The sequence below is a fragment of the Streptomyces sp. NPDC050433 genome (genome assembly GCF_044458565.1).
GTDB lineage: Bacteria > Actinomycetota > Actinomycetes > Streptomycetales > Streptomycetaceae > Streptomyces.
The window spans coordinates 96,130-108,974 of sequence record NZ_JBITIB010000024.1 but is presented as its reverse complement, the minus strand read 5'-3'; the positions used below and the strand labels follow the sequence as shown (position 1 = coordinate 108,974).

General features: G+C 67.5%; 14 protein-coding genes and 1 pseudogene. 3 read left to right on the top strand and 12 right to left on the bottom strand.

The features are described 5' to 3' along the window. Nucleotides 1–81: 81 nt before the first annotated feature. The 4 genes and pseudogenes from ACIBLA_RS27045 to ACIBLA_RS27030 all read right to left on the bottom strand — a co-directional run bounded on the left by ACIBLA_RS27045 (nt 82) and on the right by ACIBLA_RS27030 (nt 1,742). Nucleotides 82–940 (bottom strand): annotated as a pseudogene (locus ACIBLA_RS27045) (IS5 family transposase). Nucleotides 941–1,032: 92 nt separating this feature from the next. Beyond that, complete coding sequence (locus tag ACIBLA_RS27040; RefSeq protein WP_363243463.1) at nt 1,033–1,296, bottom strand: hypothetical protein; 264 nt, start codon at nt 1,294–1,296, stop codon at nt 1,033–1,035. A 33-nt stretch (nt 1,297–1,329) separates the two neighbouring features. Next, nucleotides 1,330–1,485, bottom strand: coding sequence for a hypothetical protein (locus ACIBLA_RS27035; RefSeq protein ID WP_363243461.1), 156 nt, complete (start codon nt 1,483–1,485; stop codon nt 1,330–1,332). 44 nt (nt 1,486–1,529) lie between these two features. Further along, entirely contained in the window at nt 1,530–1,742 is a 213-nt protein-coding gene (locus ACIBLA_RS27030) for a hypothetical protein (protein ID WP_363243460.1), read from the bottom strand. Nucleotides 1,743–2,169: 427 nt separating this feature from the next. On the opposite strand from ACIBLA_RS27030, the gene ACIBLA_RS27025 reads away from it, so the two are divergent. After that, on the top strand, nt 2,170–2,832 hold the full coding sequence (locus ACIBLA_RS27025; RefSeq protein ID WP_363243459.1) for a histidine phosphatase family protein: 663 nt from the start codon (nt 2,170–2,172) through the stop codon (nt 2,830–2,832). Between the two features lie 489 nt (nt 2,833–3,321). Here ACIBLA_RS27025 and ACIBLA_RS27020 read toward each other — a convergent pair whose 3' ends face one another. Continuing rightward, complete coding sequence (locus ACIBLA_RS27020) at nt 3,322–3,723, bottom strand: hypothetical protein (protein WP_363243458.1); 402 nt, start codon at nt 3,721–3,723, stop codon at nt 3,322–3,324. 498 nt (nt 3,724–4,221) lie between these two features. Between ACIBLA_RS27020 and ACIBLA_RS27015 the strand changes: the two genes are divergently transcribed. Beyond that, nucleotides 4,222–5,595: a sporulation protein gene (locus tag ACIBLA_RS27015; protein ID WP_399200126.1), complete on the top strand. Its 1,374-nt coding sequence runs from the start codon at nt 4,222–4,224 to the stop codon at nt 5,593–5,595. A gap of 6 nt (nt 5,596–5,601) precedes the next feature. Here the strand turns inward: ACIBLA_RS27015 and ACIBLA_RS27010 are convergent, their stop codons facing one another. The 7 genes from ACIBLA_RS27010 to ACIBLA_RS26980 form a co-directional block, all read right to left on the bottom strand. Beyond that, complete coding sequence (locus ACIBLA_RS27010; protein ID WP_363243456.1) at nt 5,602–6,522, bottom strand: aminoglycoside phosphotransferase family protein; 921 nt, start codon at nt 6,520–6,522, stop codon at nt 5,602–5,604. A 237-nt stretch (nt 6,523–6,759) separates the two neighbouring features. Beyond that, the gene (locus ACIBLA_RS27005; RefSeq protein WP_399200125.1) at nt 6,760–8,127 is read right to left on the bottom strand and encodes a dicarboxylate/amino acid:cation symporter; all 1,368 of its coding nucleotides are present in this window, start codon (nt 8,125–8,127) and stop codon (nt 6,760–6,762) included. A gap of 404 nt (nt 8,128–8,531) precedes the next feature. Next, on the bottom strand, nt 8,532–8,861 hold the full coding sequence (locus tag ACIBLA_RS27000) for a DUF4229 domain-containing protein (RefSeq protein WP_363243454.1): 330 nt from the start codon (nt 8,859–8,861) through the stop codon (nt 8,532–8,534). Nucleotides 8,862–8,937: 76 nt separating this feature from the next. After that, a complete protein-coding gene (locus tag ACIBLA_RS26995) occupies nt 8,938–9,468 on the bottom strand; it encodes a GNAT family N-acetyltransferase (RefSeq protein WP_399200124.1) in 531 nt (176 codons plus the stop codon). 103 nt (nt 9,469–9,571) lie between these two features. Further along, on the bottom strand, nt 9,572–10,735 hold the full coding sequence (mqnE, locus tag ACIBLA_RS26990) for an aminofutalosine synthase MqnE (protein WP_363243474.1): 1,164 nt from the start codon (nt 10,733–10,735) through the stop codon (nt 9,572–9,574). Nucleotides 10,736–10,820: 85 nt separating this feature from the next. Further along, on the bottom strand, nt 10,821–11,276 hold the full coding sequence (locus tag ACIBLA_RS26985; RefSeq protein ID WP_023539462.1) for an Lrp/AsnC family transcriptional regulator: 456 nt from the start codon (nt 11,274–11,276) through the stop codon (nt 10,821–10,823). An 89-nt stretch (nt 11,277–11,365) separates the two neighbouring features. Beyond that, entirely contained in the window at nt 11,366–12,118 is a 753-nt protein-coding gene (locus ACIBLA_RS26980) for a UbiX family flavin prenyltransferase (RefSeq protein WP_399200123.1), read from the bottom strand. Nucleotides 12,119–12,211: 93 nt separating this feature from the next. Here ACIBLA_RS26980 and ACIBLA_RS26975 point away from each other — a divergent pair, with 93 nt between their 5' ends. Beyond that, nucleotides 12,212–12,820 (top strand): rhomboid family intramembrane serine protease, encoded by a 609-nt coding sequence (locus ACIBLA_RS26975; RefSeq protein WP_363243451.1) that lies wholly within the window; start codon nt 12,212–12,214, stop codon nt 12,818–12,820. Nucleotides 12,821–12,845 lie beyond the last annotated feature (25 nt).

Genomic DNA, 12,845 nt, shown 5'->3' with positions numbered 1-12,845 from the left:
ATCGGTCGCACGTTGACGTAGCCACACGGGCCAGCATGGCGATCTCGCGGGCGTCTCGGGAGCTAGGCCGTTTCGTTTGGATCATCGGGCTGACCACAGGAAGATGCCTGCGATGTGGAGTCCGGCCAGGTAGATCGTGGCTGTCTTCTCGTAGCGGGTGGCGATGCCGCGCCATTGCTTCAAGCGGTTAATGCATCGCTCTCGGTGTTGCGTTGTTTGTATGCCTCGCGGTCGAAGGCTGGGGGTCTGCCACCTTGACTGCCGCGCCGCGGCCGGTGGCCCCGCTGGTCTGCCGGGACGGGGATCACTGCTCGAATACCGCGCTTGCGTAAGTGCCCGCGAATGGCCCGTGAGGAGTACGCCTTGTCAGCCAGAACCGTGTCCGGTCTGGTCCGGGGCCGCCCGCGTGGGCGAGGGACGCGAAGTTGGGCCATCACGTCCGGAAAAGCGGGCGCATCGCCGGCCTGTCCGGCGGTGAGAACGAAGGCCAAGGGCCGGCAGTGGGCGTCGGACGCAAGATGGATCTTTGTGGTCAGTCCTCCGCGGGACCGGCCGATGGCACGGTCGTGCGGCTCGCTGGCCGGGGCCCCTTTTGGCGGGCCCCAGCAGCGTGCTGGTGAGCGCGCACGATCGTCGAGTCCACCGAGACGGCCCAGTTCAGGTCCTCGTCGGCATCGGCCTGGGCCATGAGCGCGGTGAACACCCGCTCCCAGGTGCCGTCCACGGCCCACATCCTCAGCCGGTTGTAGACGCCCCGCCAGTTGCCGTACCGCTCTGGCAGGTGCACCCACTGCGAGCCGGTCTGGAACTTGAACGCGATCACGTCGATCACCTGTCGATGGTCACGCCACCGTCCACCCCGCTTTCCCGACCGGTCCGGAAGTAACGGCTCGATCCGCGCCCACTGCGAGTCAGTCAACGACACACCCAGACCAACGATCAGATGATCCGAACGAAACGGACGAGCCCGAAAACGCCAGCGGGGCTCCCCGCCCACAAGAACGGGAAGCCCCACCTGCCCGCCTGCGCCGGTCAACCGGCCATGGCCGCCACGACCAGCGCAACAGCCGCACCGCACAGCAGCACCACAAGCGGCCATGCCAGCCGGCCGCGCCCGGTACGCCTGCGCCACAGCACCAGCCACAGCGCACACGCCGCCACGAACACGACCGCCACACCGCTCATCTCGCCCTCCCGCCACGCCACCCGCACGGCGCCAGGGTCAGCACCCCATACAAGGAACGCAACAAGGACGCCCACGGTCAGCGCACACACCGCTTCCAGCAGCCTGCTCATACGGGGCCCTTCTTCTCCGGAGTGTCCGTCAGGTCACTGCGCGGGCGGAACGGACGACTTGACCTCGACGGTCTCCGTCTTGCGGCCTTCTGCGTCCGTGCTGACGGACCGCTTCTCCCTGGCCCGGGGACCAGCCACGGGCGCCTGGGGCGCACCGGACTGCGCGATCTTGACGCGCGTCTTGACCATGAGGGTAACGATCAGATGATCCGAACGAAACAGCCTAGCTCCAGTCACAACACGCCCGAGCCATCCGTTGAGGCGCTGGCGCGGAGGTGGGCGCCCGTCGTGTCAATGGCTGCCGCTGTCAGGGCGTTGCTGAGTTCTGTCGGGGCTTGGCTGCGTCTCGCCAGCCAACCGCCACGTAGTTCCTCGCCGGGGACCCACAGCACCGTTTCTGGGTCCAGGTCGTGCCCGTCGAATCCGTCGTCCCTGTTGTTGTTCATCTCCACAAGCCCCTTTCCCGCAGGCTGGCTGACGATTGACCGTGTCCGGCCCTGATGGCGCTCTTTGAAAGCGGCCACCCCCTGCTCGGAGGGAGCCCAGACCTGCTCAGTGGATCTCCCCACCCACAGAGCCCCTGACCTGCGGACGGGCGCGACAAAGGCCGAAGGCCAGCGCGTGGCGCCGCCGTAGGGGCCCTTGACCGGCCGGCACGGCCCGCACCGGCTTTGCATCTCAGCGCGGGAGCCACCGCGAACACCACGTCGATGTGGCCAGAGGGCCGACGTCTAACCCGTTCAACCGGGAAGTCCTCCGTGCAGGCCGCCGATGGCAGCATGAGGGTGACCGGTGCCGGTCCCCTCGCGCTGGGGACAAAGGCTCTGGTGGCAGAGTGGAGCGACTTGTTCCGCCCTGTGGAGGTAATCCCGCATGCGTCTGCTCCTCATACGCCATGGCCAGACTCCGTCGAACCTCAAGCACCTGTTGGACACCGAGGCACCGGGGCCCGCGCTGACCCCGCTGGGGCAGGAGCAGGCCGCCGCGCTGCCGCAGGCTCTGGAGGCGGAGCAGATCGATGCCCTGTACGTCTCCACGTTGGTGCGCACCCAGCTGACCGCAGCGCCATTGGCCGGCGCGACGGGGCTGGAGGTTCAGGTCCGGGACGGGATCCGGGAGCTGGCTGCCGGAGACCTGGAGATGCGTGGCGATGACGATGCTGTCGCCGCCTACCTCTCCACCGCCTTCGCCTGGGCCGAAGGGGACACCGGCCGCAGGATGCCCGGCGGCGAGAACGGCGTGGAGGCCCTGGGCCGCTTCGACGCGGTCGTCGCCGAGGCAGCGGGAACAGGGGCGCAGACGGTGGCCATGGTCAGTCACGGCGCGATGATCCGGGCGTGGGTGGCAGCCCGAGCGGCCAACGTCGATGCGGCGTACGCGTCCAGCCACCCGCTGGGCAACACCGGCGTCGTTGCCCTCTCCGGCTCGCCCGGCCAGGGCTGGCAGGCCTTCCTGTGGGAGGAACACCCGCTCGGCCCGGAAAGAAGCTTCCCCGAAGATAGCGGCCCGGCCGGCGCGGCCGACCCTGCTCGCTGACGGGTTGCCCTCTCTTCTGTTCAACTCTGGCTGCCGTACCGCCCTGTCGAGACGTGGCGGTCTGCAAGTCAAAAGCCCCCGGCCGTCGAGAGAAGACAAGCAGGGCCGCTGACGAACATACGAGCGACATCAACAGTCACCGACATTGATCATGCCTTGCGGCGCTGAGTGACTCCCGAAACCACGTCCAAACGGCGTCCACGGACGGTGACACAGCCACCCGCACACTCCACGAGCGGGCGGCCCGGCAGACAACCTGCGAGGCGCTCGCTGGAACTCCCCACTCGCTTGAACGACGGAGCAAGTGAGGCGACGAGCGGCCCTGGCCGATTTCAGAGATCCCCATCAGGCCCTGCGGCAAGAAGACATGACCACGAACCCCGGTGCCATTGGCACCGGGGTTCGTGATCGTTAGAGAGCGGTCCCCAACCGAACCATCCCCGTTGCTTCCAGGCGCGGGGGTGGTCCGGTGTTGTGCGAGCGGTGGGCCTACGGGTCGGGGACCGGATGAGATCTGGGCCGATCTGCCGTTTCGGTGGTCCGTGTGGGGCTGGGTTCGTCCCGGTGATCCCTCGTCACGGGCGCGACGTCTTCTGGTTCGTCTTCCTCGTTCGGTGACGGGAGTCGAGATCCTCTGCTCTCCGCCACGCGTAGCGCGTCGCGCAGGGCCTCGCTCAGTCGCGTGCTGAGGAAGCACAACTCTCGGGTGCTGACCTTGTCGTCCCGAAGCATCGCCGCCGCATGGTCCAGCAAGGTGACACCAGTCTGGAGCTGGACCTCTTCCATCTCGTTGGCCAGCGTGGACAGATAGCTCTGGCCGTCGTCCGTGACCAGGTAGGAGCGTTGGCCGTCCTCGCCCGGCCACGGGAGCAGTCGTGCCTGTGTACTCACATTGACACCGCCAACCCGTGGACGGCGCACCGAAGTCCCGCTTGGCAGCGGCATTCGTGTCGTTCGAGCCGGCGCTCATGAGCCAGGACGTACGGCCGGACCAGTCGGACATCCTCGCCGCGCATCATGGGCCAGACGTACGGGTCACGCACGCGAGGCAATGCCATCGTCGGCGCATCCACTGCACGGTGGTGGCCTCGCCGGGGGCGTAACAGGCTGATCAGCCGCCCGAAAATCCTGCCGATATGGTTCCGCATGTCGACCTGCTTTCACCAGGTGGGCCATGCCCCGGGGTGCCGTCACGCATCGCCGGGGTGTCTTGTCTCGACAGTCAGTCAACGACCGTCTTTGGCCAGGCGGCAGTGTTCACAAAGGGGTTCGTGTGCACACCGGGGGTTCGGAAGGCTCCGCCCAAGGGGTTCACGACGAACCCCGTCTCGGCGAATGCTGCTGTGACAGGATGAACACCTAACGTGATATCGGGGGTGACAGCAGAGCGTGAGCAAAGACCCGAACCATCTGTTGGCCGCTGTCATGGCAGAAGCCGGAGCTTCAAACAAAGGGCTGGCCAAGAGAGTTCGCGAAATGGCCCAGCGGCACGGCGACCACTTGGGTACGACGCACGTTGCCGTTCAACGGTGGTTGGACGGTGGCGGTATTCAGCATCAGACCGCCGGGTACGTGGCCGAAGCGCTGAGCGACAAGCTCCGACGGAAGATCACGCCGAAGGATCTGGGCTTCCCCGGTGCAGTGCCGGCGCGGGTGCCCGTGGGCGCCACCCGCTACGCCGGGTCCCTGGCCGAGACGCTGAGTACCTTGGAAACCCTCACGCATCAGCGCCCGGAGGACGGGCAGGGTGAGGAAGCCCCGTTGCCCGACAGTGATGTGCAATCGGCTGCTCTGGCGTGGCTCGTCTCGCGCCCGGACGGCTTGCCCACAGATGCGCCTACCACGCGCCGAGTCGGTATGCGTGACGTCGCCGCGATCCGCACCGCCGCCGGATTCTTCATGCAGCTTGATTTCCAGTTCGGCGGTGGCCACGCACACAAGGCATTCCGCCACTACTTCCGCGAAGACGTACTGCCCTTGCTCAGCGCCAGCTACAGCGCCAAGGTCGGGGAAGCTCTCTTCCAGGCCGCATCAGAGATGTCCCAGCTCCTCGCGTGGAGCGCGTACGACAGCGGCAACCACGCTTTGTCAGACCGCTACATGATGTCGACGCTCCGTCTGACGCAGGTCATCGGCGGCCGTGTGATGGGCGCTCGCATCCTCTCGAACATGAGCCACCAGGCCAACTACCTTGGCCAGGCACCACGCGCCGTCATGCTCGCCCGCGCCTCTGTGGAAGGCGGACGATCCACCGCGACACCACGTGCCATGGCCTTGTTCTCCGCGCATGAAGCTCGCGCGCTCTCCACCTCAGGAGATCACAAAGGCGCCGGGCGTGCGATGAACGAGGCGGAGCGGTTCTTCGAGCGCGCCGACAGTGCCGAAGACCCTGAGTGGCTGTCGTACATGGACGAGGCCGAGCTGATCGGCGAGTTCTGCCACTGCTTCCGGGATCTCGGACAGGGGCTTGATGCTGTCCGGTTCGCAGAGCGCGCCGTTGAACTGACCGACCCCAAGTACGCACGGACACTGGGCTTCTGCCGCATGGTTCTCGCTCAGAGCCAGCTACTCAAAGGCGACCTTGAGGCAGCGGTGACGACCGCCGGCCTTGCCGTCGAAGCAGGCGACGCCCTTCAGTCCGCGCGCTTTCAGCGCTACGTCAGTGACTTCCAGCGTGAGGTGTCGGTCCACGCGCACAACCCTGCGGTCCAGCAGTTCAACGGGGACATGCAAGCCGCGATGCAATCCCTCAACGAGGAGTAAGCAGGATCAGCCCGGATTCCAGTCGCGCGGCGCGTCCACGTCGCGGAGCGAGGCGATACGACGCATGTACTCCGCTGCCGTCTCATCGCTCTCCGAAACGTTCTGCATCAGCCACGTCGTCATGTTGAACTCCTGCAACGACCGCAGGGTGGGAAACCCCACCCACGAGCGGAGATCCCGACCGTACGCACCGACGAACGCCCCATACTCCTGCGGCGTCTGCCAACCCAAGCTGTGATGCTCCGTGGCCGTGACCATCAGATCCCACTCAGGGTGGTCGTAACTGAACCTCTCCAGGTCGATCAGGACCACCCGGTCATTGCGGTCCACCATGAGGTTCTGTACGTGAGCGTCCCCATGCACGGGCCCCTTCCGCGACTCGAAGCTCAAATCCCCAACCTGGCCCCGGAGTTCACGCGCGCGCTTACGCAGGAACGCGCGATCGTCCTCCGGTATCTCCGTCGCCGCCTTGATGCGCAGGTCCGTCCGGTCCAGCACCGGGTACGGAGGCAGACTCAGGGAAGCGGGCAGGCTCAGTGAGTGGAGGTCGCGGAGGATCGCTCCCAGCTCTCCGTACGTAGGCTTCCGGTTGCTCTCCTCGATCAGGTGCCAGAAGGTCACCGGGTGACCGTCGATGATCAAGGGTTGCTCCAGATCATCCAGAACCCGTGTCGCCGGGAAGCCCTCACGGGCCAGCCAGCGGGACACGGCGACCTCGCCCCGGGCGGATTCCAGATACTCGGTCGACCGAGCGATCCGGACCACCACCGGATGCGCCTCCAGGCGGAACAGAGCGTTCTCACCGAGGCGGATCAGACCGGCCCCACCACCATCGAGCCCCGCTTGCCGGCATGCCGCAGCCACCACCCTCGTAGCGACCGCCGACGTGAAGGCTTCTCCCACGCTCCGCTCAGCACCAGACGGCATGCCCCTACCAACTCCCTCAGATACCGCCGACCGGCCAGGCGGGCCACCGTGCACAGTGTTCGCCAACATCCATAATCGTGGAACAGTCCTGCAGGCCACCTCCTGTCAGTCGCCAACGAACGAGATAACGAACTGCGCGCCCGCTTCCCCCGCGACGCGTCCACACGCGACAGGACAAACGAAGCCGCCCGCACCCCCGACAGAGCGGGGACGCGGGCGGCGTCTAAGCGTTGTTGCTTACACAGCGGCTTGGACAGCAACCTTCTTCTTCGGCTCGCGGGGCTCGGACTCCTCGTCAATCGGCGAAGCGTGCACCGAGTTGTACTTGTCTCGGTCCAGGATGTTCTCCCGAGCAGCCACAATCAACGGTGCTACAACTTGTCCCGCGACGTTCGTCGCCGTACGCATCATGTCCAGGATCGGGTCGATCGCGAGCAGCAGGCCCACGCCCTCCAGCGGCAGGCCCAGCGTGGAGAGGGTCAGGGTCAGCATGACCGTCGCGCCGGTGAGGCCGGCCGTGGCGGCCGAGCCGACCACCGAGACGAAGACGATCAGCAGGTAGTCCTGGATGCCGAGTTGGACGTTGAAGATCTCCGCGATGAAGATCGCCGCCAGCGACGGGTAGATCGCGGCGCAGCCGTCCATCTTGGTGGTGGCGCCGAACGGGACGGCGAAGCTGGTGTACTCCTTCGGCACGCCCAGCCGCTCGGTCACCCGCTGGGTGACGGGCATCGTGCCGACCGAGGAGCGGGAGACGAAGGCCAGCTGGATCGCGGGCCAGGCGCCCTTGAAGAACTGGATCGGGCTGACCTTGGCGACGGTCGCCAGCAGCAGCGGGTAGACGCCGAACAGGACGATGGCGCAGCCGATGTACACGTCGGCGGTGAAGGTCGCGTAGTCGCCGATCAGGTCCCAGCCGTAGTCGGCGATGGCGTATCCGATGAGGCCGACGGTGCCGATCGGGGCGAGGCGGATGACCCACCACAGGGCCTTCTGGAGCAGTTCGAGCACCGACTCGCTGAGCGCGAGGATCGGCGCGGCGCGGTCGCCGAGCTTGAGTGCCGCGATACCGGCGACGGCGGCCATGAAGACGATCTGCAGGACGTTCAGCTCGGTGAACGGGGTGATCACATCGGTGGGCACGATGCCGGTCAGGAAGTCGATCCAGGAGCCGGCGCCCTCGGGCTTCGCGCCGTCCTTGGGGGTGAGGCCGGTGCCGGAGCCCGGATTGGTGACGAGGCCGATCACGATGCCGATGACGACGGCGATCAGCGATGTGATCAGGAACCAGAGCAGGGTGCGCGAGGCGAGCCTGGCGGCGTTGTTGACCTTACGGAGATTGGTGATCGACACCAGGATGGCGAAGAAGACCAGCGGGGCGACGGCCAGCTTCAGCAGCTGGACGAAGATGCTGCCTATTTTGTCCAGCGTGGTGTAGAGCCAGCTGATGTCCTGGCTGCGGGCGAGCCAGCCGAGCAGGACGCCGAGGACGAGACCGGCGACGATCTGGGCCCAGAACGGGACCTTGGGGAGGGAGAGACCTGGGCCTGAACGGGCCGGCTGGTCGGCCTTGCCGGTGGTGGCGGGCTCGGGATTCGCGGACACGGACACACTCCAGTTGGGCATACGGGGATACGGGGACGAGGGGGTGGAACTGGGGGGTGCGGCGCCCGTGCGTCAGCGGTGGCGCCGCCGCATGGGGCGGGCTTGGATCAGAGGGAGCCCGTACAGACCGCGGACATGCAGCGGCAGAGGTCGACATGCAGGCGCGCCACGAGCGGGAGGCTCGCGGCGTGATGGCGCACTGCTGTCTTCATGCTCGATACATTAACACCGAGGCTTTGGGGAACTCAAAGGTCTGCTTTGAGGTATCGATACGCCAACTGCCCCTGGAAACACCGGTGCCCCAGCGCGTCGGCGGCTGGGGCACTCGGGAACGGCGTACGGGTGTGACGAAACTTACGCGGCGCTTATGCAGCGCCCATGCGGGGCTTGTGCGGGGCGTTGCCCTACGAGGTGGCGCCCTGCTGGGTCGTGCCCGACGGCGTCGTGCCGCCGTCCTCCTGTGCGCGGTTCGCCTCAAGCCTGGCCTTCGCGGAGTCGACCTTGCCGACGATCTGCGCCGACATCTCGTCGCGCTGCCTGCGCAGCAGGACGAAGCTGAGCGGCGCGGAGACGACGAGCGCGAGCAGCAGCACCCACACGAAGTTCGAGTCGCCGAGCCCCTTGGGCAGCGCGCCGAACTGGACCAGGGTGGCGACGACGACGAAGCAGCCGACGAAGATGCCCAGGCGCATCGCGGTGTAGCGGATCGTGGCGCTCGTTCTGGCGGCGGTCACGGCGGCCCTCTCTCCTCATGGCGACGTACCCGTCCAGTGAAGCACGCCGCCCCGCGCCCCATATAGGCGGGTTGGCTCAGTGCAGCGGCAGCAGCATCATGATGTCGTCGCGGTCGTCGCCGGGTGCCACCCGGATCGCGTCCGGGACCCGGCCCACCTCCTTGTAGCCGCACGACTCGTAGAAGCGGTCCACGCCGGTGCCGCCCCGGCAGGTGAGCCGTATCGCCTCGATGCCGTCGATACCGCGGGCGGCGTCGGCCGCCGCGTACATCAGGTCGCGGCCGTACCCCTTGCCCTGGTGCCGCGGGTGGACCATCACGGTGTAGAGCCAGAGCCAGTGGCGCATCAGGGCGTGGGTGTTGAACGTGAGGAACGCGGTGGCGGCCACGGCGCCCGCACCGTCATTGTCACGCCCGACAAGCAGCCGGGTCCGTCCCTCGGCCATCGACACGAAGTGCTTGACCAGCTCGGCCCGTACGTCGTCAGGATTCACCGGCGGTACGAAGCCGACGGCGCCGCCCGCGTCGGTGACGTCCGTCCAGAGGGCGAGGATGCCGTCGCGCAGCGCCGGGCCGACGGGCGGATCCAGAGTGAATGTAAGCGGCATCCATCTAGGTTAGCCATTACTCACCGGAGCACTCAAGCGCGTTCCATAACGCGAGAAGCCCCAGCTCAGCGAGCTGGGGCCGGTCAACGCGAGCGCCGGGAGATCAGAGCCGCATCGGCTGCGGCGTCTCGCGCCGGTCCGCGTCGGGGCCCGGATACTCCCGGATGATCTCGTAGCGCGTGTTCCGCTCGACGGGCCGGAAGCCGGCGTCGCGGATCAGGTCGAGCAGATCCTCACGGCCGAGCTTGTTCGGCGTGCCGTAGTTGTCCGCGTCGTGCGTGATCTTGTACTCGACGACCGAGCCGTCCATGTCGTCCGCGCCGTGCTGGAGGGCGAGTTGGGCGGTCTGCACGCCGTGCATCACCCAGAAGACCTTCACGTGCGGGACGTTGTCGAACAGCAGCCGGGAAACCGCGAAGGTCTTCAGGGCCTCGGCGCCGGTGGCCATCGTCGTACGCGCCTGGAGGCGGTTACGGACCTTGCCGTCCTGCATGTCGACGAAGTCGTGCTGGTAGCGCAGCGGGATGAAGACCTGGAACCCGCCGGTCTCGTCCTGGAGTTCACGCAGCCGCAGCACATGGTCGACCCGGTGCCTGGGCTCCTCGATATGGCCGTACAGCATCGTGCACGGGGTCTTGAGACCCTTCTCGTGCGCGAGCCGGTGGATGCGCGACCAGTCCTCCCAGTGCGTGCGGTGGTCCACGATGTGCTGCCGGACCTCCCAGTCGAAGATCTCGGCGCCACCGCCCGTCAGCGATTCGAGACCCGCGTCGATCAGCTCGTCCAGGATCTCGCCGGCACTCAGCCCGGAGATCGTCTCGAAGTGGTGGATCTCGGTGGCCGTGAACGCCTTGAGCGAGACCTCCGGCAGCGCCTCCTTGAGCGCCTTGAGCGAGCGCGGGTAGTAGCGCCAAGGGAGCGTCGGGTGGAGCCCGTTGACGATGTGCAGCTCGGTCAGGTTCTCGCCGCGCATCTCCGTCGCGAGGCGGACCGCCTCCTCGATGCGCATCGTGTACGCGTCCTTCTCGCCCGGCTTGCGCTGGAACGAGCAGTAGGCGCACGACGCCGTGCAGACGTTCGTCATGTTGAGGTGGCGGTTGACGTTGAAGTGGACGACGTCACCGTTCTTGCGCGTCCGCACCTCGTGCGCGAGACCGCCCAGCCAGGCCAGGTCGTCCGACTCGTAGAGGGCGATGCCGTCCTCACGCGTCAGCCGCTCGCCGGCCCTGACCTTCTCCTCCAGCTCGCGCTTGAGCCCCACATCCATGACAGATGCAGTCATGCGGCGCCTCCCACTGTGTGTGCCATGTGTCCGCCGAACGCCCGGTTGTCAGGCTCCACCAACCGTACGCCTAGGTTTCGTCGGGAAGTTCGCCGACCCGGTTCTCCCACTTCGTGGAGAGCACGATGGTCGTACGGGTCCGCGACACGCCCTTCGTACTGCCGAGGCGACGGATCGTCTTCTCCAGACCGTCGACATCACCGGCGCGGACCTTGAGCATGTACGAGTCGTCGCCCGCGATGAACCAGCAGTCCTCGATCTCGCTCAGACCGCGCAGCCGGTGCGCGACGTCCTCGTGGTCGGCGGCGTCCGAGAGCGAGATGCCGATCAGCGCGGTGACACCGAGGCCGAGCGACGCCGAGTCGACGGTGGCGCGGTAGCCGATGATGACGCCCGCCGCCTCCAGCCGGTTGATGCGGTCGGTGACGCTGGGCCCGGAGAGCCCGACGAGCCGGCCCAGCTCGGCGTACGACGCTCTGCCGTTCTCCCTGAGGGCCTGGATGAGCTGCCTATCCACGGCGTCCATATGCCTGAAGCCTTCCATTGTTCAGCAATCTCGCAAGTTGTTGTGTGCAATCTAAGGCAGTGTGGCGATGAGCCGGGGCCGCGCGCGGGTCAGCGCGCTCCGGAGGCCGGATCCGGCCCCGGTTCGGGATCGGGCCCCGTACGGGAGCCGCCCAGCTCCCCCTCCCAGCGGCGGTACAGCCGGTGCGGCACCCCCGCCGCGTCCAGCACCCGCCCTGCGACGAAGTCCACCAGATCCTGGATGTGCGTCGCCCCCGTGTAGAAGCCCGGAGACGCGGGCAGCACGACGGCCCCCGCCTCGTCCAGGGTCACCAGATGTTTGAGGGTCTGCCCGCCCAACGGCGTCTCCCGGACGGCGACCACCAGTGTGCGGCGCTCCTTGAGCGTGACGCTCGCCACGCGTTGCAGCAGGTCCTTCGAGAGCCCGAGCGCGACACCCGCCACGCTCGCCGTGGAGGCGGGGACGATCAGCATCCCCGCGACCGGGTACGACCCCGAGGACGGCCCGGCCGCCAGGTCACCTGGGGCCCAGTGCCGTACGTCCGACAGGTCGGGCGCGAAGGTGTCCGGCTTGCCGTCGGCGCCCCTGGCCAGCCACGCGCTCAGATCGTCCCGCCAGTGCGCGTCCCGGAAGGAGATCCCCGTCTCGTCGAGCAGCGTGAGGCGGGACGCGCGGCTGACGATCAGGTCGACGCTCTCGCCGGCGTCGAGCAGCCCGCGCAGTACGGCCGCCGCGTACGGGGTCCCCGACGCGCCGGAGACTCCGACGACCCACGGCCGCCGGGGCCCGGCCGTGGGCCGCTCGGCATGCCGCTGGTCCTCGTGGTCCGATCCGGGTTTCACGCGTCCGACCCTATCCGGCGCCCGGAAGCAGGAACCGGGGACGGTACCTCGTGCGTTCCTGGGGTGGGAGCGCGACGACCCCTGGGGGGCGACATGCCGGATTCATCCATCGACAGGACCGCGGTGCGCCGTATCAAAGCGGCGGCCGGTTTGATGCTGGGCTGGGTGGCGCTGCTCTGGGTGCTGGAGGCGGTCGACACCTCGACCGGTGCGCTGGGCACGTACGGACTGAGCCCGCGTGATCTGGGCGAGCTGCGCGATGTCATCCCGATGGCCTTCCTGCACCACGGCTTCGACCATCTGGCGTCGAACGCCGTGCCGTTGCTGGTGCTCGGCTTCCTCGCCGCGCTCAGCGGCATAGGCCAGTTCCTGCGCGTGGTCCTGACGATCATGGTGGTCGGCGGCCTGGGCGTATGGCTCACGGCCGCGGACAACTCGGTGACGGCCGGGGCGTCCGGCGTGGTCTTCGGGCTGCTCGGCTATCTGCTGGTCCGCGGCTTCGCCAATCGCAGCGCCGTGGACATCGTGGTGGGCGTGCTGGTCCTGGTGATGTACGGCTCCGCGCTGTGGGGCGTCCTGCCGACGAATCCGTCGGTGAGCTGGCAGGGCCATCTCTTCGGGCTGATAGGCGGCGTGATGGCGGCGTTCATGTTCCGCCGCCAGAGGGGCCCCAACCGTCCGGCGGGCGCGCTCATATCCTGACCCGCGCCCGCACACCCCGGTCGCC

Coding starts and splice junctions, on each gene's coding strand:
- ACIBLA_RS26985 (WP_023539462.1), bottom strand. CDS start 11,276: ATGGACGCCGTGGATAGGCAGCTCATCCAGGCCCTCAGGGAGAACGGC.
- ACIBLA_RS27025 (WP_363243459.1), top strand. CDS start 2,170: ATGCGTCTGCTCCTCATACGCCATGGCCAGACTCCGTCGAACCTCAAG.
- mqnE (WP_363243474.1), bottom strand. CDS start 10,735: ATGGATGTGGGGCTCAAGCGCGAGCTGGAGGAGAAGGTCAGGGCCGGC.
- ACIBLA_RS27035 (WP_363243461.1), bottom strand. CDS start 1,485: ATGGTCAAGACGCGCGTCAAGATCGCGCAGTCCGGTGCGCCCCAGGCG.
- ACIBLA_RS26975 (WP_363243451.1), top strand. CDS start 12,212: ATGCCGGATTCATCCATCGACAGGACCGCGGTGCGCCGTATCAAAGCG.
- ACIBLA_RS27030 (WP_363243460.1), bottom strand. CDS start 1,742: ATGAACAACAACAGGGACGACGGATTCGACGGGCACGACCTGGACCCA.
- ACIBLA_RS26995 (WP_399200124.1), bottom strand. CDS start 9,468: ATGCCGCTTACATTCACTCTGGATCCGCCCGTCGGCCCGGCGCTGCGC.
- ACIBLA_RS27040 (WP_363243463.1), bottom strand. CDS start 1,296: ATGAGCAGGCTGCTGGAAGCGGTGTGTGCGCTGACCGTGGGCGTCCTT.
- ACIBLA_RS27010 (WP_363243456.1), bottom strand. CDS start 6,522: ATGCCGTCTGGTGCTGAGCGGAGCGTGGGAGAAGCCTTCACGTCGGCG.